This window comes from Thermopetrobacter sp. TC1 (assembly GCF_000746275.1).
In the GTDB taxonomy this organism is placed as follows: domain Bacteria; phylum Pseudomonadota; class Alphaproteobacteria; order Rhizobiales; family Aestuariivirgaceae; genus Thermopetrobacter.
The window spans coordinates 223,752-239,826 of sequence record NZ_KN050829.1 but is presented as its reverse complement, the minus strand read 5'-3'; the positions used below and the strand labels follow the sequence as shown (position 1 = coordinate 239,826).

The window sequence follows — 16,075 nt, the reverse complement described above, 5'->3', positions numbered from 1 at the left end:
CGCAAGGGCCGGCGCGAGCGGTCGCGAAAGTCTTCCGCTTCGTTTTCCGCCGCGCGATGCAGCCATTTGTAGCCCGTGGTGCGGCTGATGCCATAGCGACGGCACAGCGCGCTGATGTTCGCCCCCTCCCGGCGGGCAAACATGACGAATTCCCGGCGTTGGTCCATGATTGACACCTCCTGCCATCCCATCACGCACCTCTCCGATTGCCCTGTTCGCGGTGCGTATAGTGTCAACCATGTCCCCGAACACCTGTCAGCTATGTCCCCGGGCTGAACACTTGTGCCGGCAATCCAGGGGCCACAGACTGAGGCGGTTTTAGAGAACGATAGCGGTCGTCAACAGGCTTGACTTAAGCCGTATCGACATAAAATGCCGGTACGGGATTGTGCCCTGTTCCCACAGCTTCCAAAATCAGCCGCCGAAGATCCAGGTCTTGATGGTGTCGGCGGCGCGGCCCCACATGTCGGGATCGGCCTCAATCGCGCGGGCGGTGTACAGCGGAAACGTCGCCACGGTCTTGCCCTCCACGCGGATGCGCAACTTTGCCACCTCACGCCCGGCCGCCACCGGCGCCATGAGCGGGCCGCGATAGATGACATCGGCATCGGCATTGCGCCGCTCCGCATCGCTCAGCCGGATCTTCACCTCGTCATGGGTGACAAGATCCACCCAGTCCTCCTTGCCGCCCCAGACACGCGCCTGCGTGACCACCTCGCCCGGCTGATACAGGTGCACGGTGCGGAACTGACGAAAGCCCCAGTCCATGATCCGGCGCGCTTCCTCGGCGCGCTCCCGCTTGGATTTCAGGCCGGCGATCACCGCGATCAGGCGCCGCCCGTCGCGCTCGGCCGAGGCCACAAGGCCATAGCTCGCCTCGCTGGTATAGCCGGTCTTCACGCCATCGGCGCCGGGATATTTGCCCAGAAGCGGATTGCGGTTGTACTGCTTGTGCTTGCCCCAGGTGAATTCGCGGATGGAATAGAGCTTGTAGTAATCCGGAAACACCTCGATGAGATAGCGGGCCAGCTGCGCCAGTTCCCGCGCGGTCATGCGATGATTGGGATCGGGCAGGCCGGTGGCGTTGGCGAAGGTGGACCGTTTCAGGCCCAGGGCCCGCGCCCGCTGCGTCATGAGCCGGGCAAAGGCCTCCTCGGTTCCGGAAATGCCCTCGGCTATGGCGATGGCGGCATCATTGGCCGAGACTACGATGACCGCGCGCATGAGCGTGCCCAGGGGAATGCGCTCGCCGGGCTTGGCGAACATGGTGGAGGAGCCGGAAGGCGCCCCGCCCTTGCGCCAGGCATTGACGGAAACCTCGAAGATGTCATTTTCGGAAAGCTCGCCTTTCTTGAGCTTTTCGAAAACGACCAGCATGGTCATGATCTTGCTCATGCTGGCGGGGGGCATGAGGGCGTCGGCATCCTTCTCGTAGAAAACCTTGCCGGAGCGGGAATCGATGAGGATGGCGTATTTGGCCCGGCTTTCAAAAGCCGGGGGCTTCTTTCCTTCCTGAGCATCGGCAGTGGCGGTGACGGAAAACGAAAGAACAAGCGCCATGAGAACGCGCACCAGCATCATGCGCAAGCCCGAGCGTGCGGCAAGGCCGCGATGCTTGTCGCAACGATGAACACGGAATGCCTGCCACATCCGTTTAAGGGAAAGGCCCTGTAACCCATCGATCATCCGCATGCTGCCGCCCCCTTTTCGATGGTTCTCCTTTGCAGGCCGCTGTCACTCAAAGCGCTTCCTCTTGTGGCTCAGGACTGAATGAGATGAAGGCGCTCCGAGGGCAGAAGGCCGCCTGCGGCCTTGATGAATTGCCGATCGGCCGAGGCCAGCGCCCAGCCGCGCCGCTCGGCAAGACTGAGGCACAATGCGGCATCCAGCGGCAGGCGCCGCTCCGTGGCATGCTGCATGGCGGCCGTGATCAGGCCGGCATCGGGCACGATGGCATGGAGCATGGCCGGAATGATGCCGGCGGCTTCCTTGAGGATCATATCATTGATATGCCCGCCGGCGGCCAGACGGCGCAATCCTTCCAGCGCGGCCGTAAGCGCCCCTTCCGGTGCGGCAAGCGGCTGGCCTTCCTCCAGCAGACGGGCGGCGCGCGCCGAATGCGGCACCTGCACGGCCCAGGCCGCCATGACCGTGGCATCAACGACGATCATCGCTCATTCTCCCCCTTTTGAGCGGCCGAGAACCGCCAGCAGATCGAAACTGCCCGGCCGGATGGTGCGCCCGCGGATCTCTTTCAAACGCTGCACGAGTCGCTGACGCTCCTCCATGAGTATGCGGCCCAGTGCAGCGGCTGCCTCCTGCGCCGGGGTGCGGCCGGTCAGGCGCGCGCGGCTTTCCAGCAGGCGGCGGGCATGTCCGGGAAGTTTGGCAAGGTCAATGGCTTCCTCCGGAACAAGCGTGATGCGCGGCGCTGCCTCCCGGCGGGTCGGGCCCGGAGTGGAAACGGGACTGATTGACGGGCTTCCTGCCCCTCCGGATGCCCCTTGCCGTTTTGCCGGCGCTGTCGGCTCGGCACTGGACGCGCTGGCCGTCGCAGCACCTGCCCCTTCGTTTTTGACTGGGGAAGTCTGAGGCGTTTCCCTCTCAGAATCCTGGGGCGATATCACTTCGGCCTGTGGCTGCACCGGGCGCACGGGCTGACCGCTGCGACGGCGAAAGGTGACACGGCGGCCGGAGAGATCGATGTTGGACACTTCCCAGCCGGCATCGCGCCAGGCCTTCATGTGCGCACCGCCGCGGGCGGAATTGGCCCACCAGGACGCATATTTGTAGGCAGAATGCGGCAAATCGAAACCGAGGATCTGCTCGATTTCAGAAAATTTCAGGGTCAGAGCGCTTTGAGGCGCTTGTCTGAGATAATTCTTGAGAGGATCGTACTTGCTCATGTCTATGCTGAAATCGTTTTCATGTATGACATGGTTCAACTTGCATGCATAACACGCTCATTCATGGCAGGAAAGAAGGCGGCATAACGAATGAACAGGCCAGATCAGCACGTGAAATATAAGGGCCCTGCCGCGCCGGCCTTGCCCAAGGCGCTTATTGCGCTTTTGCGCACCATTCTGCCACCCGCCGCGATCATCACCCGGCAGACACAGGATCGGTTATCGCGCACGGCCGGGAGCTATCTGCTTTGCCTGCACATTGCCCAACCGCTCGCCGTCTCACGGCCCGCGCCGGGCGGCGATATTCCGCCGGGCTGGCATCTCTACGCCGGCAGCGCCAAGGGCCCCGGCGGGCTTGCCGCCCGCATCAGCCGGCATTTGCGCGAGGACAAGCCGCAGCGCTGGCACATCGATGCGTTAACCCTTGCCGCCGATGCCCACTATGCCCTGCCCTTTCCCGCCGATACCCACCCTTTGAGCGAATGCACAATCATCGCCAGGCTCTTGCAAAGCGGTGCTTTTTCCGTGCCCGTGGCCGGCTTCGGCAGCAGCGACTGCAAAACCTGTCCGGCCCATCTGCTCTCATGGAACGCCTGGCTGACCCAAACCGAATAGGGGCAGCGCAGTCCCGCACAGGGACCGATTCGGAATTTTCACTTTCACGCCCCCTTAAACCAACCTGCATAATGAACCACCCACCGCCCCGCGCCTCCACCCCCCAATACAAAATTAAAAACAAAAGGTTTGGGCGCGGGCGCGGGGCGATTTCCACACTATACGACACTTATATCGTCATACCGGCGAAAGCCGGTATCTAAGGCCATAAGCGCATGAGTTTGCGGCACGAGACCCCGGCTTCCGCCGGGGTGACGAGAAAGATGGCGACGTTGTGTCGTGTCGTATGGGCGATTTCACCGGTCAGACTCTGAGCAACTTGGTATTAGGCGCGTTTTGCGCCGGCCGCGGCGAAATCCCGGGACTCGGCGGCCATTTCCTCGGCGACAAGGAAGGCAAGCTCCAAAGCCTGGGCCGCATTCAGGCGCGGATCGCAATGGGTGTGATAGCGATCGCTCAAGTCTGCCTCGGCGATGGCATGGCAGCCGCCGGTGCATTCGGTGACGTTCTGGCCGGTCATCTCGATGTGAATGCCGCCGGCATGCGTGCCTTCCGCCGCATGCACCTGCATGAAGGTGCGCACCTCCTGCAGCACCCGCTCAAAAGGCCGGGTCTTGAAACCAGAGGCGGTGCGGATGGTGTTGCCATGCATGGGATCGCAGGACCAGACAACCTTGCGCCCCTCGCGCTGAACCGCCCGGATGAGCGGCGGCAGCCCCTGCGCCACCTTGTCAGCCCCGAAGCGGGTGATGACGGTCAGCCGCCCCGGTTCATTGTCCGGATTGAGAATGTCAATGAGCTTCAAAAGTTCATCCGGCGTCATCGACGGCCCCGCCTTCACGCCGATCGGGTTTTTCACCCCGCGCAGGAACTCCACATGCGCCCCTTCCGGATCCCGGGTGCGATCCCCGATCCACAGGAAATGGCCGGATGTGGCATACCATTCGCCGGAGGTGGAATCGATGCGGGTTAACGCCTGTTCATAGCCCAAGAGCAGCGCCTCGTGCGAGGTGTAGAAATCCGTGGTGCGCAGCTGATGCACCGTGTCGGGGTGAATGCCGCAGGCGCGCATGAAGCGCAAGGACTCCGTGATGCGATCGGCGATTTCCTGATAACGCTCCGAAGCCGGCGTGTCGCGCAGGAAACCGAGCGTCCAGCGATGGACATGCTCGAGGTTGGCATAACCGCCCTGGGCGAAGGCCCGCAGCAGATTGAGTGTCGCCGCCGACTGGCGATAGGCCTGCAGCATGCGGTGCGGATCGGGCCTGCGCGCCTCTTCGTCGAAACGGATATCGTTGATAATGTCGCCGCGGTAGGACGGCAGAGTAACACCATCGCGCGTCTCCGTGGGCTCGGAGCGCGGCTTGGCGAACTGTCCAGCAATGCGCCCCACCTTCACCACCGGCTTGCCGCCGGCATAGGTGAGCACCACCGCCATCTGCAGAAAGACGCGGAAGAAATCACGGATGTTATCGGCGGAATGTTCGGCAAAGCTTTCCGCGCAATCGCCGCCCTGCAGCAGAAAGCCCTGCCCTTCCGCCACCTTGGCCAGCTTGCGCTTGAGCTTGCGGGCCTCGCCGGCAAAGACGAGCGGCGGAAAGCCCGAGAGCTTTTCCTCCACGGCGCGCAGGGCCTCTTCATCCGGATATTCGGGCACCTGGCGGATCGGCTTTTTGCGCCAGCTGTCCGGCGACCATGTCTCGTTCATGGCAAATACTGCTCCGTGTCGTCCCGTTTCTGATGGCATGTAGGGAAAATCGGAAGGAAAGACAAATGCCTCTCACCTTTCGCCCTGCATGCCACGGGGGCTAGCCCCCTTCTCGCCGTGCCGCCCAAGATCCCATCGCGGGACAGGATAGGTGCTTGTGACTCTTTTCACAAGCCAGCGCAAGCACGGGCTTTCGCGTGATGGAGACAATTTTATATCAATCGTCGTCCGATCTTTTGCGAGTTGGAAACTTTCTCATGCAATCATTGCGGGCAAACGGCTTCTGCCCCATCTCTTGCCGGGCAGGTTGAAATAAAAGCTTACACTGGTTGGAACGATGCTGGAACGGCTTTGGAATACGATAACGGATCCCCTGACCTGGTCCCGCATGTGGGAGGATTTCCTCACCGTGGTTTCAAAGGGGACGCCTCCGATCTATGTCCAGTATCTGATCGCCACTGTCATCTTTCTCGCCTATATGATCTTTTTTCACGACCCAAAGCGCTCGCGCATCAGGGGGACGCGGCAATGGATGATCTCCGTGCCCGGACTGATTTACAGCATTTCGCTTGTCTTCATCACGGCCGGTGGTCTTGAATCGGTTTCATTCCTGCTCAATCCGGATACGTATTATCAAGCGCTGTTGCGGGTGAAATCACAAATCCCGCATTAGGGCGTGTCCTCATAAAATCCGGTGCGCAAGCCCCTGCATTCGCAAACACGTGCGCCCGCCGGCAAGGGGAGAGATAACCCCTTGTCTGCCGGCAGATTATGCGCCTAGAGTATTCGTCAGGCTTGGCGTAGATTTGCCTTGCCGGGGTTTTCTGCATGCCGAGAGAATCCCCCTCATGATTTTTGCGTAACGGTGGGATCCATGCCCTTTACGCCCGCACCTATTGCCTTTGATGCGGATCTTGTCTTCCCGCGGCTGGCGCGCAAGCGCCTTGAGGCCATGCGCGCAGCAGGCATGACCGTTCTCGAATGCTATCGCGTGCTGGAAAAGGCCGGGGCCAACGTCGTCGGCCAGGTGCTTAAAGGCCAGGGTACCTTCTATGAGCTGGAGCATTACCCGAAGGGGGACGTCTATGATGCCGAAACCGGCGCGCAATACTACTATCATGCCCACAGGCCGGAATCAGGCGAGCATGGACACTTTCACACCTTTTTAAGGGCCGAGGGCATGCCGCTGGGCGTGCGTCCGGTGCCCTATTCCGGCGCGGCCAGGCGCCCGGATGGCGAACAGGCCATTTGTCATCTCGTCGCCATTTCCATGGACGCGCACGGCTATCCCACTCACCTGTTCACCACCAACCGCTGGGTAACGGACGAAACCTTCTATCCGGCGGCGGACACCCTGGCGATGGTGGACCGCTTCCGGGTCGATCACGTCTATCCCTGCTGGGCGGTCAATCGCTGGATCAGCGCCATGCTGCAACTGTTCTGGCCGCAGATCCGCGCCCTGCTGAAGGAACGGGACGAGGTGATCCGGGCCTGGGCACAACAGCATCCGGAAAGGGATGTTTTCGAGGATCGGGAGCTCGATGTCACATCGATCCTGCCCATTGACGTGGATGAGCAGATCGACCGCATCGAGTTCACGCTTACCCGCGCCTGTGCCTGAACGCCCTTCACGGCATGGTCACGATCCGGTCAGATTTGGCCGCAATGCTCTCACCGAGACGTGTGTTTTAACGAGGCATTCGTGACAAGACAGGGTTTGCGCAAACGGGCATGATGCCTCTTGCCGGATCGCAGCGAACATGACACCTGAAAAACAGGCGTATTCCGGCGCGGAGCAAAACGTGAAGCCGAGAGGAACTGCAATGAAAGCGACCATTCACAAGGCCTTGAGACGCACCTGGATTTCTTCCGTGGCGGCCGTGCCGCTGATGCTGGGGATGACGGGCGCAGCCGCAACCCTTGCCGTGATTGCCAAAACCGGCGCCCCGGCCATGGCGCAACCGGCCAACCCGTGTGCGCCGGCCAATCCCTGTGCGGCCATGAAACCCATGGGCAGCCCTTGCGCGCCCGCGAACCCGTGCGCGGCGCAGATGCCGATGATGAATCCGTGCGCGCCGGCCAATCCTTGCGCAGCGCACATGCCGAAAAAGATGAACCCCTGTGCGCCGGCCAATCCGTGCGCGGCCATGCCGCCCATGGGAAGCCCTTGCGCGCCCGCCAACCCCTGCGCCGCACAGATGCCGATGAACAATCCCTGCGCCCCGGCCAACCCCTGTGCAGCGATGAAGCCCATGGGCAACCCCTGCGCCCCGGCCAATCCATGCGCCGCAAAAAAAAGTGAAGTAACACCGGCCAACCCCTGTGCCGTGCAAACCGGTGCGATGGGCAAGGACAGGCGTCGTCCTGCGCCGGGTGAACGCATGCGCCTTTACCAACGCCTCACGACGCAACTGGCCGCCGCCTATAAGGGCGGTGCGCACCCGGCCGCGGATGGCCGCTGGCTCTCCTGGCGCAATTTTGCTTCCGCACCCTATCTCGCCAGCACCCACGGGGAACGCTATGTGGTGAACCTGGCCAACGCCATCGCCGCCAAGGTTTATGGCCAATATGAAAATCTCAAACGCATGCCGGCCGGCGGCATCATCGTGAAACCTTCCTTCACCATCGGCACGGACGGCACACCCAAGCCAGGCCCGCTGTTCATCATGGAAAAGATGAAAAGGGGCTGGAACCCTGCGACCATGGACTGGCGCTATGCCATGATCCTGCCCGGCGGCAAGACCTATGGCATCACCAAGGGCATGAATGGCAAGGCCGTTGCCTTCTGCCACGCCTGCCATCAGGCCGCGCCGGTTGATGCCCTGTTCTTCCTGCCCAAGCCCTATCGCCGTTAAAGGGAAAATGCGACATTTCGGAAGGGCGTCCTTTCGTCCTTCCGTTTTTCGGACGTCAGACTGTATTGAAGCGTCTGACCCCGAACCGCGCTTTCAGAAAACACGAAAAGGCCGCCGGCCCGGTTTGCATTCCGCCGGCGGCCCATATCTTTCAGGCGTGTTTTCCGCCACTCAGGATTTTTCGAGCATCCCGGGATCGGCGGGTTTCAGCTGCACCGATTCCCCGCAACCGCAGGCGCCGATCTGGTTGGGATTGTCGAAGACGAAGCCGGATTTCAGCTTGTCTTCCTTGTAATCCATGGTGGAGCCGAGCAGATAGAGCAAGGCGCCGGGATCGACATAGACCTTCACGCCATCCTGCTCCACCACCTCATCACCCGGATTGGCGGCCTCCGCCCATTGCATGTCGTATTCATAACCGGCGCAGCCGCCCGCCTTCAGGGAAATGCGCAGGCCCGCATCCGGCTTGCCGGACTTCTCCTGCAGGCGCCGGATCCTGTTCACGGCCGCCTCGGTGAGCTTGAGGATGGGCATTCCGGTCATATCTACCTCCAATCATGATGCTGTCGGCCCAAGGGCCCGGGCTTGCGCTTTAAGGCAAAAGAGGCTCAGAACATGTTCAGCGCAAGCCTGGCCTCATCGGACATGCGCGACATATCCCAGGGCGGATCGAACACGAGGTTCACCTTCACGTCCTTCACCCCTTCCACTTCCGATACCGCCTTCTGCACCCAGCCGGGCATGTCGCCCGCCACTGGACAGCCGGGCGCGGTCAGCGTCATGTCGATGGTGACAACGCGATCGTCCGAAATATCAATGCGATAGACGAGGCCGAGCTCGTAGATGTCCACCGGGATTTCCGGATCGTAGACGGTCTTGAGCGCGGCGATGATATCGCGGGTGAGGCGCTCTAGTTCCTCTTTGGGAATGGCGGATGCCGCCGCAGGCTCCTTGCGCTTTTCGCCTTCGCCTTTCTGATCCTCTTCCGACGCATCGGTGGAGGCCTCCGCCTGTGCCTGCGCCGGTGCTGAAGCTTCGGTTTCCTGATCCTTCTGCGCCGGGCTGGCCACAGAGAGAACATCCCGCCCCGCCTCGTTTCCTGCCTCATCGGCTTTCGCGGCGGGGGCCGCCTCCTGCTGGGTCTCCTTGGTCATCTCTTTCATCGTTTCGGTTCCGTCCGCCTTTTTCGCTGCAGCGGCAATGGCCGCCAGTATCCCTCCGGAGGATTGCGCAGGTGCCTGTGCCGCCTGCCCCTGCTGTCTCGTCTGTGAGGCCGCGCCTCTATGAGCTGCCTGAGCAACGGAAACCTTTTGTCTCTGGGCTGCAGCTTCTTTCGCCTGCGCCATTTTGCGCGCCACCTCCTCTTCGGCGCGGGCCATGGCCTCCTCAAGATCGGGACGGGCCCCATCGTTGCGGCCGAGCATCTGTTCTTTCAGCGCATCCACATAGGCGCGCAGCTGGGCCTTCAGCTCGCGCTTCATGGCCTCGCGCTCCTCGCGGCTCAAGGGGCGGCGCGGCGGTGCCGCTTCGCGATGTTCACCCTCGCTGCTCATGGGGCCGTCCTGTCCTTCTATTGCCTTGCGCTTCCCGTTCCGTTTTTTTGCCTGTTCACATAAAGAAGGTTTTCGCCTTTTCAATCGCTTCGGCCAGGGCGTCCACCTCTTCAAGCGTGTTGTACATGGCGAAACTGGCGCGGCAGGTGCTGGTGACGCCGAAACGCTGCAGAATGGGCTGGGCGCAATGGGTGCCGGCGCGCACGGCAACACCATAGCGGTCGATGACATGCGAAAGGTCATGGGCATGTACGCCCTTGAGCTCGAAGGAGACAATGGCGCCCTTGTCCTTCGCCGTGCCGATGATGCGCAGGTCCTCAATGGCCGAAAGCCGCTCCGTGGCATAGGCCAGCAATGTTGCCTCATGGGCGGCGATGCGATCGCGCCCGATGCTATCCATGTATTTCAGCGCCTCCGCCAGGCCAATGGCCTGCACGATGGGCGGCGTGCCGGCCTCGAAACGATGGGGCGGATCGGCATAGTCGATGGCCTCGGTGCTCACCTCCCCCACCATCTCGCCACCGCCGAGGAAGGGAGGCAGCTTTTCAAGCCATTCACGCTTGCCGTAGAGAACGCCGATGCCCGTGGGCCCATAGGTCTTGTGACCGGTGAAGACATAGAAATCGGCATCGAGTGCCTGAACATCCACCGGCAGATGCACCGCCGCCTGCGAACCATCCACGAGCACGGGCACGCCATGCGCATGGGCTATGCGGATGACCTCTCTCACCGGCGGGATGGTGCCCAGCGCGTTGGACATGTGGGTGATGGCGACGATTTTGGTGCGCGGCGTGAAGAGCTTTTCGTATTCCTCCAGAATGATCTGGCCGTCATCATCCACCGGGATCCATTTCAGCACCGCGCCGGCGCGCTCCCGGTGAAAATGCCAGGGCACGATGTTGGAGTGATGCTCCAGCAGCGAGACGATGATCTCATCGCCTTCATCAATGAAGGCCTGGCCGAAGCTGTAGGCGACAAGGTTGATGGCTTCCGTGGCGTTGCGGGTAAAGACGATCTCTTCCGCACTGGCGGCGTTGAGAAAGGCGCGCACGGTCTCGCGCGCGGCCTCGAAACGATCGGTGGCCAGGTTGGAGAGAAAATGCAGGCCGCGGTGAACGTTGGCATATTCCTCCGCATAGGCGCGAGAGATGGCGTCAATGACGCATTGCGGCTTCTGGGCGGAGGCGCCGTTGTCCAGATAAACGAGCGGCTTGCCATGCACCGTGCGCGATAGAATGGGAAAATCGGCACGGATGCGGTTCACGTCGTATTCCATCGCCGCCGCCTGCTTTTTCGTCATCTGTTCGGTCATGTCAAAATCCACTCAACTCTCGTCATCCCGGCCATCCCGTCATGCCGGCAAAAGCCTATCTCTTACTGTGAACGCATGCCTTCGCGGCCTGAAGGTTTTGGCTTTCACCGGAGTGACGGCGGGTGAGGTCATGCCGCCGCCTCCCCCACCAGCCAGTTCTGCGCCAGGGCCTGCAAGGCATTGCGCACGGTCTCATCCTCGATCGCATCGAAGGTCTCGGCCACGAAGGCGGCAATGAGCATGGCGCGCGCCTGCGCAAGCGGAATGCCGCGGGCCCTGAGATAGAACAGCTGTTCCTCATCCAGCGCGCCGGCGGTGGCGCCATGGGCGCAGATGACGTCATCGGCATAGATCTCCAGCTCCGGCTTGGCATCGAACTCCGCCATTTCGCCAAGCAGAAGCCCATGCGCGGCCATCTGGCCATCCGTCTTCTGCGCGCCGGGGGCGACGTGAATGCGCCCCTGAAAGGCGCCGCGGGCCTGATCGTCCATCACGCACTTGAAGGTCTCGCGCGAGGTGCCGTGCGGCACGAGATGATTGACGACAAGACGGGTGTCGGCATGCTGGGCATGGCGCAAAAGATAGGCGGCATTGACCTCGGTCTCGGCCCCCTCCCCGGCAAGATCGACGAAATCCTGCTGCCGGTGCAGGCGGCCGCCGTGAATGACGGTGAGATCCTTCAGTGCGGCGTGTGAGGCCACCCGCGCCTGCAGGTTGGCAAAGGTAATGGCCTCATCATCCCGGCCCGCCACCTGAATGCGCACAAGTTCCGCTTCCTCTGCGAGATCGGCCACGGTGGCCTGCAGGGAGACATTGTGCCCGCCGCCGGCCTGCACCTCATAGAGCGACAGGCGCGCCCCCTTTTCCAGGCGGATCACATGGCGCAGAGCCATGCTGCGCCCCGGCGCGGTGGCAACATTGACGATGACGACGGGGCGTTTGAGCGCCACCCCTTCCGCGACATGGATCAAGGCGCCATCGGTGACATAGATGAGATTGAGCAGGTCAATGGCATCCTCGCCCGCGCTGAGGGCGGCATCGGCCCAGGCCGGCATGCTTTCCGTCTCGGCGAGGGAAAGGATGCTCAAGCCCTCTTCGCTGCCGATACGCGAGGCCTTGCGGTCCAGCCGGCCATCGACAAAGACGAGCAGATGGGCATCAACGGCGGCGAAGGGCTGGGCAGCGAGCACATCTCCGACATCGCCGCCTTTCTCGCCACCGGTGAGGGGCGGGAAGGACTCGTTGAGATGGCGATGGATATCGCTCCAGCGCCAGTCCTCGGTGCGGGGCGTGGGCAGGCCCTTCTCCTCAAAGCGCTGAAAGGCCTGTTTGCGCTGCGGCGCAAGCCAGGCGGGCGCGGCCGCAAAGCCGGTGAAGGCCTCGCGCCAGGTCTTTTCCGCCCCCAGTTTGGTGATCGGTCTGGTCATGACCTTGTGTGTCCTTCAGTTCCGTTCATTCTTTCCGGTCTTGCTTCTCGCTCCGTCATTGCCGGCCCGGATGCCGGGACAGGCCCGGCATGACGCGGGAAGAAGCCGCATGCTCACGCAGCCGCCTCCTGATAGGCGGCATAGCCCTCGCGCTCCAGCTCCAGCGCAAGCTCGCGGCCGCCGGAGCGGACGATGCGGCCCCTCACCATGACATGCACATGATCGGGCTCGATGTAATCGAGCAGGCGCTGATAGTGGGTGATGAGCAGAAAGCCGCGATCCTCGCTGCGCAGGGCATTGACCCCATCGGCCACGATTTTCAGCGCGTCAATGTCGAGGCCGGAATCGATCTCGTCGAGAATGCACAGGCTCGGCTGCAGAACGGCCATCTGCAACACTTCCATGCGCTTCTTCTCGCCGCCGGAGAAGCCGACGTTCACCGCACGGCGCAGCATGTCCATGGGAATGCCGAGCTGTTGCGTCTTCTCACGAATGAGGCGCATGAAATCCGGCGTGGAGAGCTCCTCCTCGCCCCGCAGCTTGCGCTGGGCATTCAGCGCCACCTTGAGAAACTGCATATAGGGCACGCCCGGGATCTCCACCGGATACTGAAAGGCCAGGAACAGCCCCCTGGCCGCGCGCTCTTCCGGCTCCAGCGCCAGCAGATCCTCGCCCTTGAACTGCACGGTGCCGTCCGTGACCTCATAACCGGGCTTGCCGGCCAGAACATGGGAGAAGGTGCTCTTGCCGGAGCCGTTGGGGCCCATGATGGCATGCACCTCGCCCGACGCGATGGACAGGGAAAGCCCCTTCAGAATCTCGCGCACGCCGGCGTCCTCCTCGTTTTCGTCTTCCGGGCGCACGACAGCCCGCAGATCCTTCACCTCAAGCAACATGGTTCATCCTTTCAACTTCGTTCCGATCCGTCATTCTGCCGCAGGGGCCTACATCTCATGCGACACCATCATGCATGTGCGCCCCGAGCCCCCGGCAGTTCCACGGGAAGACATAGATCAGCCCACGCTTCCCTCCAGGGAGATGCCGATGAGCTTTTGTGTTTCGGCCATGAACTCCATGGGCAGTTTCTGAATGACCTCGCGCACGAAGCCATTGACGATGAGCGCCACGGCCTCTTCCTCCGGAATGCCGCGGGCACGGCAATAGAAAAGCTGATCCTCGGCGATCTTGGAGGTCGTCGCCTCGTGCTCCACCTTGGCATGGGGTGTCTTGGCCTGGATGTAGGGCACGGTATGGGCGCCGCACTTGTCGCCGATGAGCAGGCTGTCGCACTGCGTGAAGTTGCGGGCGCCGTGGGCCTTGCGCGCGATGGAGACCAGCCCGCGGTAGGTATTCTGCGAGCGGCCGGCGGAAATGCCCTTGGAGATGATGCGGCTTTTGGTGTTTTTCCCCAGGTGCACCATCTTGGTGCCGGAATCCACCTGCTGGCGGCCGTTGGAAATGGCGATGGAATAGAACTCGCCCACGGAATTGTCGCCCTTGAGAATGCAGGACGGGTATTTCCAGGTGATGGCCGAGCCGGTTTCCACCTGCGTCCAGGACACCTTGGAATTGCGGCCGCGACAGTCGGCACGCTTGGTGACGAAGTTGTAAACACCGCCCCTGCCCTCGGCATCGCCGGGATACCAGTTCTGCACGGTGGAATACTTGATCTCGGCATCATCAAGGGCGATGAGCTCCACAACGGCCGCATGCAGCTGATGCTCGGAGCGCGCCGGCGCGGTGCAGCCCTCGAGATAGCTGACATAGGCGCCTTCATCACAGATGATGAGCGTGCGCTCGAACTGCCCGGTGTTGCGCTCGTTGATGCGGAAATAGGTGGACAGCTCCATGGGGCAGCGCACGCCCTTGGGCACATAGACGAAGGAGCCGTCGGTGAACACCGCGGAGTTGAGCGCGGCATAGAAATTGTCCCCCGGCGGCACCACCGAGCCCAGATACTTGCGCACGAGATCGGGATGCTTCTGGATGGCCTCGGAGATGGGGCAGAAAATGACGCCGGCCTTTTCCAGCTCCTCGCGGAAGGTGGTGGCCACGGAAACGGAATCGAACACCGCATCCACCGCCACCTTGGGCGCGCCCTCCACCCCGGCGAGGATCTCCTGCTCTTTCAGCGGAATGCCCAGCTTTTCATAGGTCTTGAGGATTTCGGGATCCACCTCGTCCAGGCTTTTCGGCCCCTTCTTGCGCTTGGGCGCGGCGTAATAATGAATGGCCTGAAAGTCGATGGGCGGATAGTGCACCTTGGCCCAGCGCGGCTCCTCCATCGTCAGCCACAGGCGGTAAGCATTCAGGCGCCATTCGAGCATCCACTCCGGCTCGCCCTTCTTCTCGGAGATGAAGCGGATGATGTCCTCGTTGAGGCCCTTGGGCGCCTTCTCGGTTTCGACATGGGTCTCGAAACCGTACTTGTATTTCTCAAGCTCCCGGACCGTTTTCAGCGTTTCCTGATCAGCCATGTTTCCGTTCCCGAATTCCGTGTTGGGTATGTCTTCACATCCGCGCCAAGCCGCCCTGCCCTGTCATGCCGCGCTGCGTTTCAACCGCCGCGCCAGCTTCTCCAGGCTGTGCAGGAAGAGCGCGATATCCTCCTTGCCGGTGCCCGGCCCCATGGACACGCGAATGGCCCGTTTGGCCAGATCGCGCGGAACGCCCATGGCGATGAGCGCGCGCGAAACCTCGCCCTTGCCGGCATGACAGGCGGAACCGGCGGAAACGGCAATGCCGTCGAGGTCAAAATGCATCAAGGCCGTCTGTGCATCCCAGGCAGGATGGGCGAAATAGCACGTGCCCGGCACACGCGGCGCATCTTTAGAAAAGATGACCGCCTCAGGCAGAAGGGCGCGGATGCCCGCCTCCAGCTCATCGCGCAGGGCGGAAAGCCGCTTGGCCTTTTCCGCCATGTTTTCGCACACTTCGGCAAGGGCTGCGGCCATGCCGGCGATGGCGGCGACATTTTCGGTGCCGGAGCGGCGCCTGCGCTCCTGACCGCCGCCGTGCAACAGAGGCTCAAGCTCCACGCCCTCGCGCACGATCAGGGCGCCTGTCCCCTGCGGGCCGCCGAACTTGTGGGCAGAGAGCGCCAGCATGTCCACGCCGAGATCGGCGAAATCCACCGGGATCTTGCCCACGGCCTGCACCGCATCGCAGAAAATGAGCGCGCCGTGCTCCCGGGCGATGTCCACAGCCTGATGAACCGGCTCGATCACGCCGGTTTCGTTGCTGGCGCGCATGAGGCAGACGAGCGCCGGTGCATCATCCGCCGCATCAGCCACGAGATGCCGGCTTAGCGCATTGAGATCGACAATGCCGTTTTCATCCACCTCGATGAGAGAAACCGGGCGGCCGGATGCCTTGGCCGGGCGCATGACGGCGGGATGCTCCATGAACGAGACCAGATAGCGCGCAACCGGCGCGCCCTTGACGGCGAGATTGGCCGATTCCGTGCCGCCGGAGGTGAAAATGATTTCCTCAGGCCGGCAGCCAAGGTGTGTGGCCATGGTCTCGCGCGCTTCCTCGATGATGGCGCGCGCCCTTTGTCCGGCCCGGTGGCGGGCGGAAGGATTGAGGGGCCCTTCTTCCCAGACGGCGCGCATGGCGGCCTGCGCCGCCGCGCTTAAGGGCGCGGTGGCGTTCCAGTCCAGATATGCGCGCACGCTTCGGGTCATGACGCCTTTGGTT

General features: G+C 62.3%; 17 protein-coding genes. 4 read left to right on the top strand and 13 right to left on the bottom strand.

All coding sequences use genetic code 11. The annotated features are described in order from the left end of the window. The 4 genes from EK16_RS12020 to EK16_RS11615 form a co-directional block, all read right to left on the bottom strand. On the bottom strand, positions 1–191 hold a 191-nt coding region (locus EK16_RS12020), incomplete at its 3' end, for a helix-turn-helix domain-containing protein (RefSeq protein ID WP_156098557.1). A 223-nt stretch (positions 192–414) separates the two neighbouring features. After that, a complete protein-coding gene (locus EK16_RS09500; protein ID WP_081910451.1) occupies positions 415–1,692 on the bottom strand; it encodes a D-alanyl-D-alanine carboxypeptidase family protein in 1,278 nt (425 codons plus the stop codon). Positions 1,693–1,760: 68 nt separating this feature from the next. Continuing rightward, a complete protein-coding gene (locus tag EK16_RS09495; RefSeq protein WP_038036544.1) occupies positions 1,761–2,171 on the bottom strand; it encodes a type II toxin-antitoxin system VapC family toxin in 411 nt (136 codons plus the stop codon). A 3-nt stretch (positions 2,172–2,174) separates the two neighbouring features. Further along, positions 2,175–2,906 (bottom strand): DUF7662 domain-containing protein, encoded by a 732-nt coding sequence (locus tag EK16_RS11615; RefSeq protein ID WP_051929194.1) that lies wholly within the window; start codon positions 2,904–2,906, stop codon positions 2,175–2,177. A 90-nt stretch (positions 2,907–2,996) separates the two neighbouring features. On the opposite strand from EK16_RS11615, the gene EK16_RS09485 reads away from it, so the two are divergent. Further along, positions 2,997–3,521, top strand: a complete 525-nt coding sequence (locus EK16_RS09485) for a GIY-YIG nuclease family protein (protein ID WP_051929193.1) — start codon at positions 2,997–2,999, stop codon at positions 3,519–3,521. A 325-nt stretch (positions 3,522–3,846) separates the two neighbouring features. Here the strand turns inward: EK16_RS09485 and EK16_RS09480 are convergent, their stop codons facing one another. Further along, entirely contained in the window at positions 3,847–5,229 is a 1,383-nt protein-coding gene (locus EK16_RS09480; RefSeq protein ID WP_038036543.1) for a class II 3-deoxy-7-phosphoheptulonate synthase, read from the bottom strand. Positions 5,230–5,566: 337 nt separating this feature from the next. Between EK16_RS09480 and EK16_RS09475 the strand changes: the two genes are divergently transcribed. After that, a complete protein-coding gene (locus EK16_RS09475; RefSeq protein ID WP_038036542.1) occupies positions 5,567–5,902 on the top strand; it encodes a hypothetical protein in 336 nt (111 codons plus the stop codon). 201 nt (positions 5,903–6,103) lie between these two features. Continuing rightward, a complete protein-coding gene (locus tag EK16_RS09470) occupies positions 6,104–6,850 on the top strand; it encodes a DUF6969 family protein (protein ID WP_081910450.1) in 747 nt (248 codons plus the stop codon). Positions 6,851–7,066: 216 nt separating this feature from the next. On the opposite strand, the gene EK16_RS12320 is transcribed toward EK16_RS09470, so the two are convergent. Next, on the bottom strand, positions 7,067–7,387 hold the full coding sequence (locus EK16_RS12320) for a hypothetical protein (RefSeq protein WP_197059666.1): 321 nt from the start codon (positions 7,385–7,387) through the stop codon (positions 7,067–7,069). Between the two features lie 223 nt (positions 7,388–7,610). Between EK16_RS12320 and EK16_RS12315 the strand changes: the two genes are divergently transcribed. After that, on the top strand, positions 7,611–8,084 hold the full coding sequence (locus EK16_RS12315) for a hypothetical protein (protein WP_156098555.1): 474 nt from the start codon (positions 7,611–7,613) through the stop codon (positions 8,082–8,084). Between the two features lie 171 nt (positions 8,085–8,255). Here the strand turns inward: EK16_RS12315 and EK16_RS09455 are convergent, their stop codons facing one another. The 7 genes from EK16_RS09455 to EK16_RS09425 all read right to left on the bottom strand — a co-directional run bounded on the left by EK16_RS09455 (position 8,256) and on the right by EK16_RS09425 (position 16,062). Continuing rightward, positions 8,256–8,627: a HesB/IscA family protein gene (locus EK16_RS09455; protein ID WP_038036541.1), complete on the bottom strand. Its 372-nt coding sequence runs from the start codon at positions 8,625–8,627 to the stop codon at positions 8,256–8,258. 65 nt (positions 8,628–8,692) lie between these two features. Continuing rightward, positions 8,693–9,013 (bottom strand): SUF system Fe-S cluster assembly protein, encoded by a 321-nt coding sequence (locus EK16_RS12010; protein WP_051929200.1) that lies wholly within the window; start codon positions 9,011–9,013, stop codon positions 8,693–8,695. A gap of 679 nt (positions 9,014–9,692) precedes the next feature. Beyond that, positions 9,693–10,937, bottom strand: a complete 1,245-nt coding sequence (locus EK16_RS09445) for an aminotransferase class V-fold PLP-dependent enzyme (RefSeq protein WP_038036649.1) — start codon at positions 10,935–10,937, stop codon at positions 9,693–9,695. Positions 10,938–11,077: 140 nt separating this feature from the next. Next, positions 11,078–12,376 (bottom strand): Fe-S cluster assembly protein SufD, encoded by a 1,299-nt coding sequence (gene sufD, locus EK16_RS09440; protein ID WP_051929190.1) that lies wholly within the window; start codon positions 12,374–12,376, stop codon positions 11,078–11,080. A gap of 113 nt (positions 12,377–12,489) precedes the next feature. Further along, positions 12,490–13,272: a Fe-S cluster assembly ATPase SufC gene (gene sufC / locus EK16_RS09435; RefSeq protein WP_038036540.1), complete on the bottom strand. Its 783-nt coding sequence runs from the start codon at positions 13,270–13,272 to the stop codon at positions 12,490–12,492. 117 nt (positions 13,273–13,389) lie between these two features. Further along, positions 13,390–14,853, bottom strand: a complete 1,464-nt coding sequence (gene sufB / locus EK16_RS09430) for a Fe-S cluster assembly protein SufB (RefSeq protein WP_038036539.1) — start codon at positions 14,851–14,853, stop codon at positions 13,390–13,392. Between the two features lie 63 nt (positions 14,854–14,916). Beyond that, on the bottom strand, positions 14,917–16,062 hold the full coding sequence (locus EK16_RS09425) for a cysteine desulfurase family protein (protein ID WP_038036538.1): 1,146 nt from the start codon (positions 16,060–16,062) through the stop codon (positions 14,917–14,919). Between the last annotated feature and the right edge of the window lie 13 nt (positions 16,063–16,075).